Source organism: Streptomyces sp. SP18CS02 (assembly GCF_036322365.1).
GTDB lineage: Bacteria > Actinomycetota > Actinomycetes > Streptomycetales > Streptomycetaceae > Streptomyces.
Genome location: NZ_JAQYXC010000285.1, coordinates 241,826 through 260,532 on the forward strand (window position 1 = coordinate 241,826; position 18,707 = coordinate 260,532).

General features: G+C 68.0%; 15 protein-coding genes. 8 read left to right on the plus strand and 7 right to left on the minus strand.

Going from position 1 to position 18,707, the window contains the following annotated elements; translation table 11 throughout:
* Positions 1-337 precede the first annotated feature (337 nt).
* The gene (locus tag PUR26_RS18140; protein WP_329873431.1) at positions 338-1,675 is read left to right on the plus strand and encodes an MATE family efflux transporter; all 1,338 of its coding nucleotides are present in this window, start codon (positions 338-340) and stop codon (positions 1,673-1,675) included.
* A 142-nt stretch (positions 1,676-1,817) separates the two neighbouring features.
* On the opposite strand, the gene rplI is transcribed toward PUR26_RS18140, so the two are convergent.
* The 4 genes from rplI to rpsF form a co-directional block, all read right to left on the minus strand.
* On the minus strand, positions 1,818-2,264 hold the full coding sequence (rplI, locus tag PUR26_RS18145) for a 50S ribosomal protein L9 (protein WP_327375218.1): 447 nt from the start codon (positions 2,262-2,264) through the stop codon (positions 1,818-1,820).
* An 18-nt stretch (positions 2,265-2,282) separates the two neighbouring features.
* On the minus strand, positions 2,283-2,519 hold the full coding sequence (rpsR, locus tag PUR26_RS18150; RefSeq protein ID WP_005315025.1) for a 30S ribosomal protein S18: 237 nt from the start codon (positions 2,517-2,519) through the stop codon (positions 2,283-2,285).
* Between the two features lie 66 nt (positions 2,520-2,585).
* Positions 2,586-3,170, minus strand: a complete 585-nt coding sequence (locus tag PUR26_RS18155; protein ID WP_329873432.1) for a single-stranded DNA-binding protein — start codon at positions 3,168-3,170, stop codon at positions 2,586-2,588.
* A gap of 74 nt (positions 3,171-3,244) precedes the next feature.
* Positions 3,245-3,535, minus strand: coding sequence for a 30S ribosomal protein S6 (gene rpsF / locus PUR26_RS18160; protein ID WP_006604399.1), 291 nt, complete (start codon positions 3,533-3,535; stop codon positions 3,245-3,247).
* Between the two features lie 271 nt (positions 3,536-3,806).
* Between rpsF and PUR26_RS18165 the strand changes: the two genes are divergently transcribed.
* From PUR26_RS18165 to PUR26_RS18175, 3 genes are all read left to right on the plus strand, one after another.
* Positions 3,807-4,121, plus strand: a complete 315-nt coding sequence (locus tag PUR26_RS18165; protein WP_329873433.1) for a hypothetical protein — start codon at positions 3,807-3,809, stop codon at positions 4,119-4,121.
* A gap of 109 nt (positions 4,122-4,230) precedes the next feature.
* Positions 4,231-5,349: a lipid II:glycine glycyltransferase FemX gene (locus PUR26_RS18170; RefSeq protein ID WP_329873434.1), complete on the plus strand. Its 1,119-nt coding sequence runs from the start codon at positions 4,231-4,233 to the stop codon at positions 5,347-5,349.
* A gap of 63 nt (positions 5,350-5,412) precedes the next feature.
* A complete protein-coding gene (locus tag PUR26_RS18175; RefSeq protein ID WP_329873435.1) occupies positions 5,413-6,444 on the plus strand; it encodes an alanine racemase in 1,032 nt (343 codons plus the stop codon).
* A 129-nt stretch (positions 6,445-6,573) separates the two neighbouring features.
* Here the strand turns inward: PUR26_RS18175 and PUR26_RS18180 are convergent, their stop codons facing one another.
* Together PUR26_RS18180 and PUR26_RS18185 are read right to left on the minus strand one after the other, a co-directional pair.
* Positions 6,574-8,058, minus strand: coding sequence for a glycosyltransferase family 87 protein (locus tag PUR26_RS18180; RefSeq protein WP_329873436.1), 1,485 nt, complete (start codon positions 8,056-8,058; stop codon positions 6,574-6,576).
* 126 nt (positions 8,059-8,184) lie between these two features.
* Complete coding sequence (locus PUR26_RS18185) at positions 8,185-10,875, minus strand: transglycosylase domain-containing protein (RefSeq protein ID WP_329873437.1); 2,691 nt, start codon at positions 10,873-10,875, stop codon at positions 8,185-8,187.
* A 361-nt stretch (positions 10,876-11,236) separates the two neighbouring features.
* Between PUR26_RS18185 and PUR26_RS18190 the strand changes: the two genes are divergently transcribed.
* The 3 genes from PUR26_RS18190 (at position 11,237) to PUR26_RS18200 (ending at position 14,412) form a co-directional block, all read left to right on the plus strand.
* Positions 11,237-11,929 carry a PadR family transcriptional regulator gene (locus PUR26_RS18190; protein ID WP_329873438.1) on the plus strand — a complete coding sequence of 231 codons (693 nt, stop codon included), beginning with the start codon at positions 11,237-11,239 and terminating at the stop codon, positions 11,927-11,929.
* A 50-nt stretch (positions 11,930-11,979) separates the two neighbouring features.
* The gene (locus PUR26_RS18195) at positions 11,980-13,062 is read left to right on the plus strand and encodes an inositol-3-phosphate synthase (protein WP_329873439.1); all 1,083 of its coding nucleotides are present in this window, start codon (positions 11,980-11,982) and stop codon (positions 13,060-13,062) included.
* Positions 13,063-13,143: 81 nt separating this feature from the next.
* The gene (locus PUR26_RS18200; protein WP_329873440.1) at positions 13,144-14,412 is read left to right on the plus strand and encodes an MFS transporter; all 1,269 of its coding nucleotides are present in this window, start codon (positions 13,144-13,146) and stop codon (positions 14,410-14,412) included.
* A gap of 160 nt (positions 14,413-14,572) precedes the next feature.
* On the opposite strand, the gene PUR26_RS18205 is transcribed toward PUR26_RS18200, so the two are convergent.
* Positions 14,573-16,015: a CCA tRNA nucleotidyltransferase gene (locus PUR26_RS18205; protein WP_329873441.1), complete on the minus strand. Its 1,443-nt coding sequence runs from the start codon at positions 16,013-16,015 to the stop codon at positions 14,573-14,575.
* 179 nt (positions 16,016-16,194) lie between these two features.
* Here PUR26_RS18205 and PUR26_RS18210 point away from each other — a divergent pair, with 179 nt between their 5' ends.
* The gene (locus PUR26_RS18210) at positions 16,195-18,675 is read left to right on the plus strand and encodes a DUF6049 family protein (RefSeq protein ID WP_329873442.1); all 2,481 of its coding nucleotides are present in this window, start codon (positions 16,195-16,197) and stop codon (positions 18,673-18,675) included.
* Positions 18,676-18,707: the final 32 nt, after the last annotated feature.

Genomic DNA, 18,707 nt, shown 5'->3' on the forward strand with positions numbered 1-18,707 from the left:
CGCTTCTGAAGCGTCGAGCGCCGGACCACGGTAGGCCCGTCGGCACCGTCAGCCAATCTGGTTATCCACAGGCCCTGTGGGCGAAGACCCAGATGCTGTGGAGAACCCGGCGGAACCTGTGCACGGAACAGGGGACAGCCGTGTGGACAAACTCATAACGACGCCCTCGAACAGCCTTTGACCTGGCCTTTTTCCGTCCACCGGCTGTGGGGGAGAAAAACTTTCCCGGCTGGGCCAAGATCAGAACAAACGGCGCCCGGACGAAGCGTCAACTCCACTCCCGGTAAGGATCGCAGGTCCTTTGCATCTCTTACCTGTGGAAGATTAGATTGGACCCATGACCCAGGCTCCCGCGCCCTCCAAGAACGCCCGCCGACACCACGACCGCGAGATCTTCGCACTCGCCGTCCCGGCCTTCGGCGCGCTCGTGGCCGAGCCGCTCTTCCTGATGGTCGACAGCGCTGTCGTCGGCCATCTGGGGACACCCGAGCTGGCCGCACTCGGCATCGCGTCCGCGCTTCTGTCCACAGCGGTGAGCGTCTTCGTCTTCCTGGCCTACGCCACGACCGCAGCCGTCGCCCGGCGCGTGGGAGCGGGGGACCTTCCGGCCGCCATCCGGCAGGGCATGGACGGCATCTGGCTCGCACTCCTCCTGGGCGCCGTCGTCATCGCGGTCACGCTTCCCACGGCGCCCTGGGTCGTCGGGCTCTTCGGAGCCTCCGAGGCCGCTGCCGACCACGCCACCACCTACCTCAGGATCTCCAGCCTCGGCATCCCGGCGATGCTGGTCGTTCTGGCAGCCACCGGCATCCTCCGTGGTCTGCAGAACACCCGCACTCCGCTGTACGTGGCCATCGCCGGCTTCACTGCCAACGCGGCCCTCAACATCGGTCTCGTCTACGGCGCCGGCCTCGGTATCGCCGGGTCCGCCTGGGGCACCGTGATCGCCCAGTGCGGTATGGCCCTCGCCTATCTCGTCGTGGTCGTGAGGGGAGCACGCAAGCACGGAGCCTCACTGCGGCCGGACGCCGCCGGCATAAGGGCGAGCGCCCAGGCCGGGGTCCCCCTGCTGGTGCGTACGCTCTCGCTGCGCGCGGTCCTCATGATCGCCACGGCCGTCGCAGCCCGGCTGGGCGATGTCGACGTGGCCGCCCACCAGATCATCCTGTCCCTGTGGAGCCTGATGGCCTTCGCCCTTGATGCGATAGCCATCGCCGGACAGGCGATCATCGGGCGCTACCTGGGGGCGAACGATGCCGACGGCGCTCGCCAGGTATGCCGACGCATGGTGCAGTGGGGCGTCATATCCGGAGTGCTGCTCGGCGGTCTCATCATTCTCGCCCGCCCGCTGTTCATCCCGCTCTTCACGAGCGACCAGGCAGTCCAGGACACCCTTCTTCCCGCCCTGCTGGTCGTGGCGCTCACGCAGCCGATCGCCGGAGTGGTATTCGTGCTGGACGGGGTACTCATGGGCGCGGGCGACGGCCCCTATCTCGCGGGGGCCATGGTCGTAACGCTGGCGGTGTTCGCCCCGGCCGCCCTGCTGGTACCCGTGCTGGGGGGCGGGCTCACCACCCTGTGGTGGGCCATGACGCTGATGATGACGACCCGGATGCTCACCCTCTGGCTCCGGATGCGCTCCGGCCGCTGGGTGGTCACGGGCGCCACTCGCTGAACCTGTCGTGTTTCACGTGAAACACGACAAAGGGCCGCACCCCGAAGGGTGCGGCCCTTTGTTCTGCCGATGCTGCGTCGTACCGCTGTCAAGCCGTACTACGCACGGCCGTACCGCTCTGAAGCCCTGCTGGAAGCAGTGCTCAGGCGGCGACGACCTCGACGCCGAGCTTCGCGGCGACCTCGGGGTGCAGACGCACGGACACCTGGTGCGAGCCCAGGGTCTTGATCGGCGAACCGAGCTCGACACGACGCTTGTCGACGTCCGGGCCACCCGCGGTCTTGATCGCCGAGGCGATGTCGGCCGGGGTCACGGAGCCGAAGAGACGGCCGGCGTCGCCGGAGCGAACAGCCAGACGCACCTTGACGCCCTCGAGGCGGGCCTTGATCTCGTTGGCCTGCTCGATGGTCGCGATCTCGTGGATCTTGCGGGCGCGGCGGATCTGCGCCACGTCCTTCTCGCCACCCTTGGTCCAGCGGATCGCGAAACCACGCGGGACCAGGTAGTTGCGAGCGTAACCGTCCTTGACGTCGACGACGTCACCGGCGGCACCGAGGCCAGAGACCTCATGGGTGAGGATGATCTTCATGATTCGGTCACCCTTCCCTTATCGCGCGGTGGACGTGTAGGGCAGCAGCGCCATCTCACGGCTGTTCTTGACGGCCGTGGCGACGTCACGCTGGTGCTGCGTGCAGTTGCCGGTCACGCGGCGGGCACGGATCTTGCCGCGGTCGGAAATGAACTTCCGCAGCATGTTCGTGTCCTTGTAGTCCACGTACGCGGTCTTGTCCTTGCAGAATGCGCAGACCTTCTTCTTCGGCTTGCGCACAGGCGGCTTCGCCATGTGTATCTCCTGTGTGATCAAGAAGTGGGGTACGAGCTGCCCCCTGGAGGTCCTGGAAGGGACGTCCTAGAAGGGGGGCTCGTCCGAGTAGCCACCGCCGCTGGAGCTTCCGCCCCAGCTGCCCCCGCCGCCCTGCTGCTGGCCGCCGGCCGGCGCGCTGGTCGCCCACGGGTCGTCTGCGGGAGCCCCGCCGCCGCCCTGCTGGCCACCACCGGAGTTTCCACCCCAGTTGCCGCCGCCCTGCTGGCCGCCGCCGTAGCCACCCTGGCCACCCTGGCCGCCGCGACCGGTGGTCTTGGTGACCTTGGCCGTGGCGTTCTTGAGGCTGGGGCCGACTTCCTCGACGTCCAGCTCGTAGACCGTGCGCTTGACGCCCTCGCGGTCCTCGTAGGACCGCTGCTTCAGCCGACCCTGCACGACGACACGCATGCCGCGCTGGAGCGACTCGGCGACGTTCTCCGCCGCCTGACGCCAGACCGAGCAGGTGAGGAAGAGGCTTTCGCCGTCCTTCCACTCATTGGTCTGACGATCGAAAGTGCGGGGAGTGGACGCGACACGGAACTTCGCGACCGCCGCACCGGACGGGGTGAAGCGCAGCTCGGGGTCGTCGACAAGATTGCCGACGACCGTGATGACGGTCTCGCCTGCCATGGGGAACCTCTCGGCGGGATTGCTGCTGGCTGCTTGCTGCTACTCGGACCCGATGACCTCTGAGCGGGAAAAGCTCAGTGGGTCTCGGGACGGAGGACCTTGGTCCGGAGGACCGACTCGTTCAGGTTCATCTGTCGGTCGAGCTCCTTGACGACCGCAGGCTCGGCCTGCAGGTCGATGACCGAGTAGATGCCCTCGGGCTTCTTCTTGATCTCGTAAGAGAGACGACGACGGCCCCAGGTGTCGACCTTCTCGACCTTTCCGTTGCCCTCACGGACGACGGAGAGGAAGTTCTCGATCAGCGGGGAGACAGCGCGCTCCTCGAGATCGGGGTCGAGGATGACCATCACCTCGTAGTGACGCATGTGGAACCCACCTCCTTTGGACTCAGCGGCCACGGTCGTTCCGTGGCAGGAGGGTCGTGATGCGTACGCAACGGTATCGGCCGCCACTGACAAGCGACCTCGACGTACGAGGGGCTCGTCCCGAGGCATGGGCAGACACCGGTGCAGACCGTACAGAGTACCCGCACATCTGCTTCCGGTTGAAATCCGCCCGTCAGGGGCCACAATCTGTACACATCGGGTGCGTGCGGCGCTACGATGCGCCGCCTTCCGGCACACCAGGAGGTGCCTCATGGCTCAAGCCTTCCAGCGTCATCCCACCTCGTCCCTCTTCGCCTCCGACGGCAAGGCCCATCCGCTCCAGGACACCCTGATGGCGGTGACCCTGGTCCTGGGTGTTCTCGCCTTCATCACGGCGCAGTTCCACAGCCTCCACCTGATCAGTTCCTGGGCCGGCCTGGTCGGCATTCTCACGGGCGCGTACGGCCAGTACATCTCGGAGACGACCCGGGAACGCACCCTCCTGATCATCGGGCTGGGCGCCTCGGCGATCGGCTTCGGACTCGGAATGGCGCACGGCGGACTCTTCGGCGGACTCCTCGGCTAGGCCCTAGCGGCGTCCAGCCAGTCGGGGCGCTCCTCGGTGCCAGTAGGCTTCGGCGCGAGAGCCGGAGCCCCTGTACCCATGGGGACACACCTGCCGAGGAGCGCCCCGCATGAGCCTGACCCTGAGGACCATCAGCCGTGAGCAGCATCTGGCGTACATCCAGAGCCTGCCCGCGGCGAGTCACTGCCAGGTCCCGGCATGGGCAGATGTGAAGACGGAGTGGCGGTCGGAGAGCCTCGGCTGGTTCGACAAGAGCGGCGAACTGGTCGGCGCGGGCCTCGTGCTCTACCGCCAGCTGCCGAAGATCAAGCGCTACCTCGCGTACCTGCCCGAGGGCCCGGTGATCAACTGGTACGCCCCGAACCTGGACGACTGGCTCCAGCCGATGCTGGCGCACCTCAGGAACCAGGGCGCCTTCTCCGTGAAGATGGGCCCGCCGGTCGTCATCCGCCGCTGGGACTCGACCGCGATCAAGTCCGGCATCCAGGACCCGGACGTCAAGCGCCTTCGTGACGTCGAGGCCTCGCACATCGAGCCGCGTGCCTTCGAGGTCTCCGACCGGCTGCGCAAGATGGGCTGGCAGCAGGGTGAGGACGGGGGCGCCGGCTTCGGCGACGTGCAGCCGCGCTACGTCTTCCAGGTGCCGCTGGCCAACCGTTCGCTCGACGATGTCCTCAAGGGCTTCAACCAGCTGTGGCGCCGCAACATCAAGAAGGCCGAGAAGGCCGGCGTGGAGGTCGTCCAGGGCGGTTACGAGGACCTGGCCGAGTGGCAGCGCCTGTACGAGATCACCGCGGTGCGCGACCGCTTCCGCCCCCGGCCCCTCTCGTACTTCCAGCGCATGTGGACGGTGCTCAACAACGAGGACCCCAACCGCATGCGGCTGTACTTCGCCCGCCACAACGGCGTGAACCTGTCCGCGGCGACCATGCTGGTCGTCGGCGGTCACGTCTGGTACTCCTACGGCGCCTCGGACAACATCGGCCGTGAGGTCCGCCCCTCGAACGCGATGCAGTGGCGGATGCTGCGCGACGCGTACGCCATGGGGGCGACCGTGTACGACCTGCGCGGCATCTCCGACTCCCTCGACGAGACCGACCACCTCTTCGGCCTGATCCAGTTCAAGGTCGGGACGGGCGGCGAGGCCGTCGAGTACATCGGCGAGTGGGACTTCCCGCTCAACAAGCTGCTCCACAAGGCGCTCGACATGTACATGTCGCGCCGCTGACGGTTCCGTACCCACGTACTCATCTTTGATCACCGAAGCCACCAGAAAGGTTCCGGGCCGGCCATGGCGCTCTCCCTTTACGTCGACACCGCTCGCTGGCGGGCGCACCAGAAGTCCGTGATCGACAAGTTCCCCGGGCTGATCCCGGTCTGCAAGGGCAATGGCTACGGCTTCGGGCATGAGCGGCTGGCGGACGAGGCCGCGCGCTTCGGTTCCGACATGCTGGCCGTCGGTACGACGTACGAGGCAGCCCGCATCAAGGACTGGTTCGGTGGCGATCTGCTGGTGCTCACCCCGTTCCGGCGGGGTGAGGAGCCCGTCCCGCTGCCGGACCGGGTGATCCGTTCCGTGTCGTCGGTGGACGGCGTCCACGCCCTGGTGGGCGCCAGGGTCGTCATCGAGTGCATGAGCTCGATGAGGCGTCACGGCATCGGCGAGCACGAGCTGGGCCAGCTGCACGCGGCCATCGAGGACGTGCGCCTGGAGGGCTTCGCGCTGCACCTGCCGCTGGACCGCACGGACGGCACCGACGCCGTCGAGGAGGTCATCGGCTGGATGGACCGGCTGCGGGCCGCCCGGCTCCCGCTGCACACCCTGTTCGTCAGCCACCTGCGGTCCGAGGAGCAGGCGAGGCTCCAGCAGCAGTTCCCGCAGACCCGGTTCCGGGCACGGATCGGTACGCGGCTGTGGCTCGGCGACCACGAGGCGACGGAGTACCGGGGCTCGGTCCTGGACGTCACGCGCGTCGCCAAGGGCGACCGGTTCGGTTACCGCCAGCAGAAGGCGGCGTCGGACGGCTGGCTGGTGGTCGTCGCCGGCGGTACCTCCCACGGCGTGGGTCTTGAGGCCCCCAAGGCGATGCACGGTGTGATGCCGCGCGCCAAGGGCGTGGCACGCGCGGGTCTCGCGACCGTCAACCGGAACCTTTCTCCGTTCGTGTGGGCGGGCAAGCAGCGCTGGTTCGCCGAGCCGCCCCACATGCAGGTGTCGATCCTGTTCGTCCCCGCGGACGCGCAGGAGCCGAAGGTCGGCGACGAGCTGGTGGCCCACCTGCGGCACACCACCACGCAGTTCGACCGTCTCGTCGAGCGGTAGGTCGCGTCCGGGTTCCGCTTCCGCATCAGGCCGCCCGGCAGGGGCCGAGAGCAGGGCCCCTGCCGAACGCCATGATCTCGTGGAGCCCGCTTGTCGGACGGGCTCCCGGACACGTCCCGGGAGCCCGTCCTACTCCCGTACGACGCCCCACTCCACACGCGGCCCCTCGACCGCCTGTGCGGCGTGCTGGGGCGGGTGGGCGGCCTGTCCCAGCACGAAGACGTCCTCCGCGCCGTCCAGGACACCGCCGGACGGGTCGTCCGACCCGTCGCGCCGCACCCCGTCGCGCTCGGGCAGCAGGATGTCGCGCACGACCATGGCGCACAGGAACAGCGTCCCCGCCAGGTGCAGAGCGATGGCGAACTGGTAGCCCTCGGTCGGCAGCCCCTGCTTGTTGCCGCTGCTGGTGTAGGCGAGGTACAGCCAGATCCCCGCGAAGTACATGACCTCGCAGGTCTGCCAGATCAGGAAGTCCCGCCAGCGGGGACGGGCGAGAGCGGCGAGCGGGATGAGCCACAGGACGTACTGCGGCGAGTAGACCTTGTTGGTCAGGATGAACGCGGCGACCACCAGGAACGCGAGCTGGGCGAACCGCGGGCGGCGGGGCGCGGTGAGGGTCAGCGCACCGATACCGGCGCAGGCCAGCAGCATCAGCAGGACCGCGTACGTGTTGACCGCCTCGACCTCGAGGTTCTCGCCGGTGCGCTGGGTGATGATCAGCCAGAAGGAACCGAAGTCGACGGTCCGTTCCTGGCTGAAGGTGTAGAACTTCTTCCACCCTTCGGGGGCCAGCAGCATGACGGGCAGGTTCACCACGAACCAGGAGCCGGCCGTCCCCAGCAGCGCCGCTCCGAACTCCCGCCACTTCCAGGCCCGCCAGCACAGCACCAGCAGCGGCCCCAGCAGCAGGACGGGATAGAGCTTGGCGGCCGTCGCCAGACCGAGCAGGACGCCGAAGGCGAGCGGCCGCTCCCGTGACCACATCAGCATGGCGGCCGCGGTGAGCGCCACGGCGAGCAGGTCCCAGTTGATGGTCGCGGTGAGGGCGAGCGCGGGCGCGAGGGCCACCAGCAGGGCGTCCCAGGGGCGGTGGCGGTGCGTCCGGGCGACGCAGACGGCGAGGACGGCGACGCAGATCATCAGCATCCCCGCGTTGACCATCCAGTACGCCTGCTCGCGGTACTGCATGTCGCCGTCGAACGGCAGCGTGAACCATGCCGCGACCTGCATGAAGAGGCCCGTCAGGACCGGGTACTCAAGGAAGTCCATGTCGCCGGGGAGCCGCTCGAAGTAAGGGATCAGCCCGTCGGCGAAGCCCCGTCCCACGAAGAGGTGCGGGATGTCGGAGTAACAGGCGTGCGTGTACTGCGAGCTTGTCCCGCGGAACCACGCCCAGTTGTAGCAGGGGATCTTCTGCACCATCCCCAGCGCGAACATGCCGATCGCGGTGAGTGCGACGACACGCACCGGGGTGAGCGGACTGCTGCCGAGCCGCGCCCAGCGGCCGATGGGACCGCCGATCAGCTCGCTTCCCGCGGCGGCGACTTCATCCCGCTGGGTGGGGCGCACGACGGGTCTGTCCCGGTGCGCGCTCGTCTTCTCTGGGCTCGGCATGGGGACATCCTGCCGTACCGGCCTGTGGCCCGTATGAACCTGTGGACAAGCGGAAGGGCCGCCGTATCCGGTGCGCGAGATGTGCGCGTTCCGGATAGGGCGGCCCTGGGCCGGCCGGGGCGGCTGTCAGCCCTCGGAGCCTCCGAGCCAGCCGCCGCCGTTGGAGTTGCCGCTGCCCCCGGTGGGGTTCCCGTTCACGTTCCCGCCGGTGGGCGGCGACGGGCTGGTGGTGACTCCGCCGGTGGTACTTCCGCCGGTGTCGGTCGCACCCTCGTCGCTTCCGCCGTTCTGACCACCGTTGTCCTCGGAACAGTCCCATTCGAACGGACCGCAGGAGGTGTCCGGTTCGGGGCTGGGCGAGGACGACGACTGCGAGGGCGTCGGGGACGGCGACTGGGAAGGCGTCTCCGAGGGCTTCTCCGACGGTGTGGGCTGCGGGCTCGGGGCGCCACCGCCGTAGACCGCCTCGGCATCCAGGGTCTCCGGCTTGGGGAAGCGCATGACCTTCTCGCCCTTGAGCGTCGAGGACATGTACTTCTGCCAGATCTCGGACGGGAACGACGATCCGTGGATCTTGTCCTGGTCACCGGTGCCGTACATCTCGAGGAACTTGCGGTTCTTGTTCTCCGCGTTGTCGTCGAGACGGTACATGTCGATGGCGGTGGACAGCTGGGGGGTGTAACCGACGAACCAGGCGGACTTGTTGCCGTCGGTCGTACCCGTCTTGCCCGCGACGTCACGGCCGGGGATGCGGGCGTTCTTACCCGTGCCCTCGGGGTCCTCGACGACATCGCGCAGCACGTCGGTGACGTTGCTGGCGACGGCCGTGGAGAAGGCCGCCTTCGTCTTCACCTCGTGCTCGAAGACCGTCTTGCCGCCCGCGTCGACCTTGGTGACGGAGTACGGGTCACGCTGCTCGCCGTTGGCTGCGAACGTCGCGTACGAGCCGGCCATGCGGATGGCGCTCGGGTCGGAGATGCCGATCGAGAACGACGGCACATTGGCCTTGGCGAGGGAGTTCTCCCGCAGACCGGCGTCGATGGCCGCCTGCCTGACCTTCGGGATGCCGATGTCCATGCCCAGCTGCACGAAGGGCGAGTTGGCGGAGTGGATCATCGCCTGACGCAGGTTGATGTCCTTGTACGACACCTGACCGTCGTTGGTCTGGAGCCACTGCTCGCCGTTCTCGTCCTGCCAGACGCTGCCGTCGTAGTTCTTGATCTTGAGCTTGTTCCTGCCCTCGTAGATGCTCTTGTCGGGGTCGACGAGCCTGCGCTGGTCCGGGCCCTGCTCGGGACCGCCGTTGGGGTCGCGCACGCCGTCGCGCATCGCCGCGGCGAGCACGAAGGGCTTGAAGGTGGATCCGACCTGGGCACCGGTCTGGTCGGCGTTGTTGGTGAAGTGCTTGGTCGCGTCGCTGCCGCCGTAGATGGCGACGATCGCGCCGGTCTCCGGGTCGACCGAGGCCCCGCCGAACTGGACGTGGGTGTCGGTCTTGGGCCGCTTGGCCGGGTCGATGTTGGCGTCGTAGACGTTCTTCACGGCCGTTTCGAGGTCCTTGACCCGCTTCTTGTTGAAGGTGGTGTGGATCTCGTAGCCGCCCTGGGCCAGGTCCTGCGCGGTGATGCCCCGGTCGTTGTTGTTGATGAAGTACGCCTTGGCGAGGTCGACCAGGTAACCGATCTGACCACCGAGCTTCGCGTTCTTCGTCGTCTTCAACGGCATCGGGAACGTCGTGAACTTGGCACGCTCACCCGGCTTGAGGTAGCCGTCGTTGGTCATCTCGTCGAGGATCCACTTCCAGCGCTTGGTGGCCCTCTCCTCGTTGTTCTTGGCCGTGGCCTCCGGGTCGATCTCCGGGGCGCCTTCCGGGTCGTAGTACGTGGAACCCTTCAGGAGGGAGGCGAGGAACGCGCACTCGCTGGGGTTCAGCTTCTGGGCGTCCTTGTTGTAGTACGTGCGGGCCGCGGCCTGGATGCCGTAGGCGCCGCGGCCGTAGTACGAGGTGTTCAGGTACCCCGCCATGATGTCTTTTTTATCAAGGTCGGTACCGACCTTGATGGAGATGAAGAGCTCCTTGAACTTACGGCTCAGCGTCTGGGACTGGTTGTTGAGCCGGTTGTTCTTCACGTACTGCTGGGTGATGGTCGAGCCGCCCTGGGTCTGCTCTCCCGTGGCCATGTTGAACAGCGCACGGCCGATACCCATCGGGTCGATGCCCGAGTCGTCGCGGAACGTCTTGTTCTCGGCCGAGATCACCGCGTTCTGCATCGCGAGCGGGATCTCCTCGATCGGGATGATCTGGCGGTTGATCTCACCACCGGTCGCGGCCATCTGCGTGCCGTCGTCCCAGTAGTAGACGTTGTTCTGCGCCGTGGCGGCCTTGTCCGGGTCGGGGACCTCGACCATGGCGTACGCGATGGTCGCGGCGCCCAGCAACGACGCCGCGAACCCCAGGAACAGACCGCTGGTGAGCTTCCAGGACGGCATCCAGCGACGCCAGCCGTACTTGTCGTGCCGGGGGTAGTCGATCAGGCGCTTCTTGCCGGGGGGACCACCACGGCCACGGCCGGCGCCGGCTCCCGCCGCGGCCGCCTCCGCTCCGCGCCGGCGGCCGGGGCCGCGCTGGGCGGCACGGCGGGCTTCGGCGCGGCCGCCGTAGGGGCGCTCCTCGCCGTACGACTCCGAAGGGGACCCGCTGTCGGACCCCCGTGTCTGAGCCGCCCTGCGGCCCGTAGGCTGCTGGGCGGCTCGTCTGGCCGCGGCACGTCCGCCGCCCTGGGGCTGCGGCGGCAGTTTGCGACGGTGCTCGCTCATCGAACGACTACTCCTCGGGCAGGCGAGTACGCCTGGAAGCGGCAGCTGAGTTCCGGTCCCCCCGAAATGACTACGGACCAGCCCTTCGGAGGGCTCATCCGCCATGCACTCAGAACGAGGACGTCCATCGACGTCGCGCGGTTCCCGGTGGTGTGCATGCCGCACAGACTACGCACGGTCAAAACCCGCCTAGAGCCGAAGTTCACCCCAAATCAGGCAAGTCGTTTACTGCGAATTAGCGATGTGACGCCGTTCACGATCACTCCACTTGTCGCGATAGAGTCGCCGTTCTATCGTCTGGATGTATCGAGTCGATACATCAGCACGGCATAAGTGGCGGCGATGGCGAAGGAGGCGGCGCATGAGCAGACGCTCCGGCATCCTCGAGTTCGCCGTCCTCGGCCTTCTCCGCGAAGCCCCGATGCACGGTTACGAGCTGCGTAAACGGCTCAACACGTCACTGGGGATCTTCCGAGCCTTCAGCTACGGGACCCTCTACCCCTGCCTCAAGACTCTGGTCGCGAACGGCTGGTTGATCGAGGAGCCCGGCAGCGCCCCCGAGGAAGCGCTCGCCGCCTCCCTCGCCGGGCGTCGCGCCAAGATCGTCTACCGATTGACGGCCGAAGGTAAGGAGCACTTCGAGGAGCTCCTCTCCCACACCGGTCCCGATGCCTGGGAGGACGAGCACTTCGCGGCCCGCTTCGCCTTCTTCGGCCAGACGGAGCGTGAGGTGCGGATGCGGGTGCTGGAAGGCCGCCGCAGCCGACTGGAGGAGCGTCTGGAGAAGATGCGTGCCTCCCTGGCCCGCACACGGGACCGTCTGGACGACTACACGCTTGAGCTCCAGCGCCACGGAATGGAGTCCGTGGAGCGCGAAGTGCGCTGGCTGAACGAGCTCATCGAGAGCGAGCGGGCGGGACGGGATCGGCGACGATCCGGCCCCGATGGCCCGGAGGGCACCGCTCAGCAGGACAACACATCTGGAGAGACGGGCGGCCTGCCCCGGCACGGGGGCAGCACCCGGCCGGATCCGTCCGACGACACCACCAAGTGAGGCCCTGCGACCTGCAGGGCTTCGTCGAGAACAAACAGGGAGCAACCGGAATGGGTTCGGTTCGCGTAGCCATCGTCGGCGTAGGCAACTGCGCCGCCTCGCTGGTGCAGGGCGTCGAGTACTACAAGGACGCCGACCCGGCGTCCAAGGTGCCGGGTCTGATGCACGTCCAGTTCGGCGACTACCACGTCGGTGACGTCAAGTTCGTCGCCGCCTTCGACGTCGACGCGAAGAAGGTCGGCCTCGACCTGTCGGACGCCATCGGTGCCAGCGAGAACAACACCATCAAGATCTGCGACGTGCCGAACTCCGGCGTGACCGTTCAGCGCGGCCACACCCTGGACGGCCTCGGCAAGTACTACCGCCAGACCATCGAGGAGTCCGACGAGGCTCCGGTCGACGTCGTCCAGGTCCTCAAGGACAAGCAGGTCGACGTCCTCGTCTGCTACCTCCCCGTCGGTTCCGAGGACGCTGCGAAGTTCTACGCGCAGTGCGCCATCGACGCCAAGGTCGCCTTCGTCAACGCCCTTCCGGTCTTCATCGCCGGAACCAAGGAGTGGGCGGACAAGTTCACCGAGGCCGGCGTCCCGATCGTCGGTGACGACATCAAGTCGCAGGTCGGCGCCACCATCACGCACCGTGTGATGGCGAAGCTGTTCGAGGACCGCGGTGTCCGTCTTGAGCGCACCATGCAGCTCAACGTCGGCGGCAACATGGACTTCAAGAACATGCTGGAGCGCGACCGCCTCGAGTCCAAGAAGATCTCGAAGACGCAGGCCGTCACCTCGCAGATCCCCGACCGCGATCTGGGCGAGAAGAACGTCCACATCGGTCCGTCGGACTACGTCGCCTGGCTGGACGACCGCAAGTGGGCGTACGTCCGCCTCGAAGGCCGCGCCTTTGGTGACGTCCCGCTGAACCTGGAGTACAAGCTCGAGGTCTGGGACTCCCCGAACTCGGCCGGTGTCATCATCGACGCCCTGCGCGCCGCGAAGATCGCCAAGGACCGGGGCATCGGCGGCCCGATCCTCTCCGCGTCCTCGTACTTCATGAAGTCCCCGCCGGTGCAGTACTTCGACGACGAGGCCTTCGCCAACGTCGAGAAGTTCATCAAGGGCGAGGTCGAGCGCTGAGTTCCGCCTGCCGCCTGCCGTACTGACGAGGGCCCCCGCGCTACTGCCCGGGGGCCCTCGCCGTATGTGACCCTTGCCCACATGCCTGTCGTACGTGATCTGCGCGTACTCCTACGCCTGACGAACTTCCGCCGCCTGCTCCTCGTACGACTGCTGTCCCAGTGTGCCGACGGCGTCTACCAGGTCGCGCTCGCGACGTACGTGGTCTTCTCCCCCGAGAAACAGACCTCGCCGGGCGCCATCGCGTCCGCCATGGCGGTGCTGCTTCTTCCGTACTCCCTCGTCGGCCCGTTCGCCGGCGTCCTGCTGGATCGGTGGCAGCGGCGTCAGGTCTTCCTGTACGGGAATCTGCTGCGCGCCCTGCTGGCCGGCTGCACGGCGATCCTGATCACCGCCTCCGTGCCGGACTGGCTCTTCTACGCGTCGGCCCTCACGGTGACTGCCGTCAACCGCTTCGTCCTCGCCGGTCTCTCGGCGTCCCTGCCCCGAGTCGTCGACGCCGACCGCCTCGTGATGGCCAACTCGCTCTCTCCCACCGCCGGCACGCTCGCCGCCACCGCGGGCGGTGGCCTCGCCGTCGGCGTACGTCTGTTGGCCGATGACTCCAACGCCATGGTGGTCCTGCTGGGGGCGGCGCTCTACCTCTGCTCCGCCCTCGCCTCGCTCCGTATGGGACGCGGCCTCCTCGGCCCCGACGAGGGCCTGGCACAGCCACGTCTGGGAGCGGCGTTGGCCTCGACCGCGCACGGGCTGGTTCTCGGGTTGCGCCATCTGGCCGAGCGGCGGACGGCGGCCCGGGCGCTGGCCGCCATGACGCTGATGCGGTTCTGCTACGGAGCACTGACGGTCATGGTCCTGATGCTCTGCCGATACGCCTGGTCGTCGACGGAACAGGAAGGTCTCGCTCTTCTCGGGCTGGCCGTCGGGCTCACGGGTGTCGGCTTCTTCGCCGCCGCGGTGGTGTCGCCCTGGGCTGTGGGCCGACTGGGAGCGGGCGGATGGATGGCACTGTGCGCGGGGTCGGCAGCGGTTCTGGAACCGGCTCTCGGTCTGTCCTTCGCCCCTGTACCGCTGCTGGCCGCCGCTTTCCTCCTCGGTCTCATCACTCAGGGCACCAAGATCGCTACGGACACGGTCGTGCAGACAGCCGTGGATGACAGCTTCCGCGGCCGGGTCTTCTCGCTCTACGACGTCCTGTTCAACGTCGCCTTCGTCGGGGCGGCCGGGGTCGCCGCGTTGCTGCTGCCCCCTGAGGGGCGGTCAGTGGCACTGGTGGTCCTGGTCGCCGTTCTCTACACCGCCACTGCCGCCCTGCTGCTGCGCTGGAGGCGGACCGGAGGGTTGCGCTAGCCGGTCCCACCCCAGCCCCACGCCCGAAGGAGGGCGATGTTTCACGTGAAACATCGCCCTCCGGGCCACCCGCTCCCGCCGTTGTGTTTCACGTGAAACACAACGGCGGCTTCGCTATCGGCCCTGCCGAACGATCAGCTCACGACCGGCAGCTTCGGGATCAGCTCTGCGCCGCCCACCACTCCTTGAGCGCGGCGACGGCCTCGTCGTGCCCCATCGGCCCGTTCTCCAGCCGCAGCTCCAACAGGAACTTGTACGCCTGTCCCACAGCCGGCCCCGGGCGAATTCCCAAGATCTCCTGGATCTGGTTGCCATCCAGGTCAGGACGGATCGCGTCCAGCTCCTCCTGGTCCTGGAGCTGTGCGATGCGCTCCTCCAGGCCGTCATAGGCGCGGGAGAGCGCGGATGCCTTGCGCTTGTTACGGGTGGTGCAGTCGGACCGTGTCAGCTTGTGCAGCCGGGAGAGCAGCGGACCCGCGTCGCGCACATAGCGACGCACCGCGGAATCGGTCCACTCTCCGGTGCCGTAGCCGTGGAAGCGCAGATGCAGCTCCACCAGGCGGGACACGTCCTTGATCATTTCGTTGGAGTACTTCAGCGCGGTCATGCGCTTCTTGGTCATCTTCGCTCCCACCACCTCGTGGTGGTGGAAGGAGACCCGGCCGTCCTGCTCGAAGCGACGGGTGCGCGGCTTGCCGATGTCATGCAGGAGCGCCGCCAGTCGCAGGACGAGATCAGGGCCGTCCTCTTCGAGGTCGATGGCCTGTTCCAGCACGGTCAGTGAGTGCTCGTACACATCCTTGTGCCGGTGGTGCTCGTCGCTCTCCAGGCGCAGGGCGGGCAGCTCGGGCAGCATCCGTGCGGCGAGACCGCTCTCCGCCAGCAGTCCCAGGCCCTTGCGCGGGTTGGCGGAGAGGAGGAGCTTGTTCAACTCGTCACGCACCCGCTCGGCAGAGACGATGTCGATCCGCTCGGCCATCTCCTTCAGGGCCGTCACCACCTCGGGGGCCACCTCGAAGTCGAGCTGGGCCGCGAAGCGGGCCGCACGCATCATGCGCAGCGGATCATCGGAGAAGGACTCCTCAGGTGTTCCGGGAGTCCGCAGGACGCGTGCCGCGAGGTCCTCAAGGCCACCGTGCGGGTCGATGAACTCCTTGGCCGGAAGTGCGACCGCCATCGCGTTCACGGTGAAGTCCCTACGGACGAGGTCTTCCTCGATGGAGTCGCCGTAGGACACCTCGGGCTTGCGCGAGGTGCGGTCGTACGCCTCCGAGCGGTACGTGGTGACCTCGATCTGGTAGCCGCTCTTCTGGCAGCCGACCGTTCCGAAGGCGATCCCCACCTCCCACACGGAGTCCGCCCAGGGCCGGACGATCTTCAGAACGTCCTCGGGGCGGGCATCGGTGGTGAAGTCCAGGTCGTTGCCGAGCCTGCCGAGCAGTGCGTCCCGTACCGAGCCGCCGACCAGCGCGAGGCTGAATCCGGCCTCCTGGAAACGGCGGGCGAGGTCGTCGGCGACAGGGGACACCCGCAGCAGTTCGCTGACCGCGCGGCGTTGCACCTGGCTCAGTGCGGTGGGGTTGTCTTCGTTGGCGTTCGGCACAACAGAAAAGGGTACGTGCCGCCGCCCCCGCGGGCGCCCCGGTTTCCGGCGGGCCCGCCCGCTCCGCCGATCATGTGGAGCACTCCGCAGCACTCAGCCCCGACAAGCCTCGTTACCATGCGTGGACGCAGAAACCGACAGCGACCAACGGCAACAGACGACGAGGGACGGGCGAGCGCGTGGCCGAGGCGGCAGAATTCCAGGGCAGGAGTCCCTCTCCCGCCCGCCGATGGCTGCGGCGCACAGCCTCCGTGATCACGGGTGTGCCGCTTCTGGCGGGTCTGCTCTGCGGACCCGCCGCGCCCTCCGCATCCGCCGCCGAGAGCCGTGCCGGGGCCCGCGGAGTCGATGTGTCTCTCGACACGCTCACGCCCAGCGCCCCCGTCAAGGGCGACACACTCACCGTCAGCGGCACGGTCACGAATGAGGGCAAGGAGACCGTCAGCCAGGGTCAGGTGGATCTGCGCGTCGGTCCGTCCGTCTCCAGCCGGGGCGCCATCGAGGCGGTGTCCAAGCGCGGCGCCTTCACGCAGGACGGGGACGGGACGCCGGTCGGCGGTACCTACACCTTCAAGATCCCCCGGCTCGCCGCCGGGGGGAGCCAGGACTTCAGCCTGGCTGTACCGGTCGACAAGCTGGGCCTCGACGAGGAAGGCGTCTATCAGCTCGGCGTCTCCCTGTCCGGGCGGACGCCCGGCGATACGTCCGACCGGGTGCTGGGCATCGAGCGGACCTTCCTGCCCTGGCAGCCGGACGCAGCCGAGAAGAAGACCCAGTTCACCTATCTCTGGCCGCTGATCTCCTCGCCCCACATGTCGGCCCAGACCGGGTCGGACGACCAGCAGACCCCGGTCCTCGACAACGAGGCGCTGGCAGCCGAGCTGGCTCCCGGTGGCCGACTGGAGCAGCTCGTCTCGCTCGGCGCCGAGCTGCCCGTCACCTGGGTGATCGATCCCGACCTGCTGGCGACCGTCGACGCGATGACCCGTAGCTACCAGGTCAAGGACGGGACGGCCACGGTCGCGGGCAAGAACCAGGCCGTCGCGAAGCAGTGGCTCAGCGCCCTGGACAAGGCGGTCCAGGGACACAAGATCGTCGCCCTGCCGTACGGGGACCCCGACCTGGCGTCGCTCGCCCACCGCGGCAAGGACGTCTCCGGGTCCCTCAGCCACCTCCAGCCGGCCACCGAGGTCGCGGAGACCACGGTGGAGACGATCCTCCACGTCAAGCCGTCCGTCGATTTCGCCTGGCCCGTGGAAGGCGCGCTCGACCCGTCGATCGTCGATGTCGCCACCTCGGCCGGAGCGGACAAGGTGATCGCCCGCAGCGACAGCCTGCACGACGACCTGTCCTACAGCCCGACTGCCGCCCGCCCCATCGGTGGCGGCACGACGGCCGTCGTCTCGGACGCCTTCCTGTCCAAGGCCTTCGCGGGCGACATGACGCACGCGGGTGACTCCACACTCGCTGTCCAGCGCTTCCTCGCCCACACGCTCACCGTGACCCAGCAGCAGCCGGGCAAGCAGCGAAGCATCGTCGTCGCCCCGCAGCGGATGCCCACCGTCTCCCAGGCGCAGACCATGGCGGGCGCGCTGCGCGGCCTGGCGGCCCAGCGGTGGACGCAGCCCAGCGACCTGGTGGCGGCAGCCGCCGCCAAGCCCGACCCCCGCGCCACGACCCGGGTACCCAGCACCGCCCGGTACCCGCAGCAGCTGCGTCGGCAGGAACTGCCCGTCCAGGCGTTCCAGGAGATGAAGACGACCCAGGACACGCTGGACAACTTCAAGGTCATCCTCACCGCCGCGTACCGGGTCGTGACTCCGTTCGGCAACGCGATCAACCGGGAGATGTCCACGTCCTGGCGCGGCCACCCGGAGCCTGCCCAGGTGTACCGGGCAGGCGTCTTCCAGTACCTGAAGAGCCTGACCGCCGAGGTCCAGCTGATCGACAAGTCCGATCTGACGCTCTCCGGCCGCAGCGCCACCATTCCGGTGACCGTGCAGAACCGGCTGCTGCAGGGTGTCGATCACCTGGTGCTGCGGCTGACCTCCACGAAACCGACCCGTCTGAAGCTCAACGGCGACTCCGTCGTCGCGCAGCAGCCGGTACGGATCGACGGCGGTCACAGCCAGTCGGTGAAGTTCACGGCCTCCGCCAACGCCAACGGCCCGGTCCCCATGACGGCGCAGCTGTACACGGAGGACGGCAAGCCGTACGGCAAGCCCATGAGCTTCACGGTGAAGGTCTCCGAGATCACCCCCACCGTGATGCTGGTGATCGCCGGCGGCGTGCTGCTCCTCGTACTGGCGGGCATCAGGATGTACACCCACCGCAAGCGGGCCGCGGCCCGTGACGCGGCCGCCCAGGCGGAAACGGACGCCGGGAACGCCGCGGACGGGTCGACGGCGGACGAGGCAGCACGGGACGGGTCTCCCGAGGACGAGGCGGGCCGGCCGGCACCGGACGGGTCTCCCGAGGACGAGCCGGCATCGGATGAGGCCTCCTCGGAGCGAACCACGGCCGATGAGTCCGATGAGGAGCGCGCCGGGCGCGGGCCGACCGCCGGGAGTCAGGATCCCGGGCAGCCGAGTGACCCGACACCGGACACCGGAGCGCAAAGCACCGACCCGTCCGGCCCGGGTGAGAAAGTGGACCGTTGAGCGATGTCGTGGCCGGTCGGCCGGGGACGATG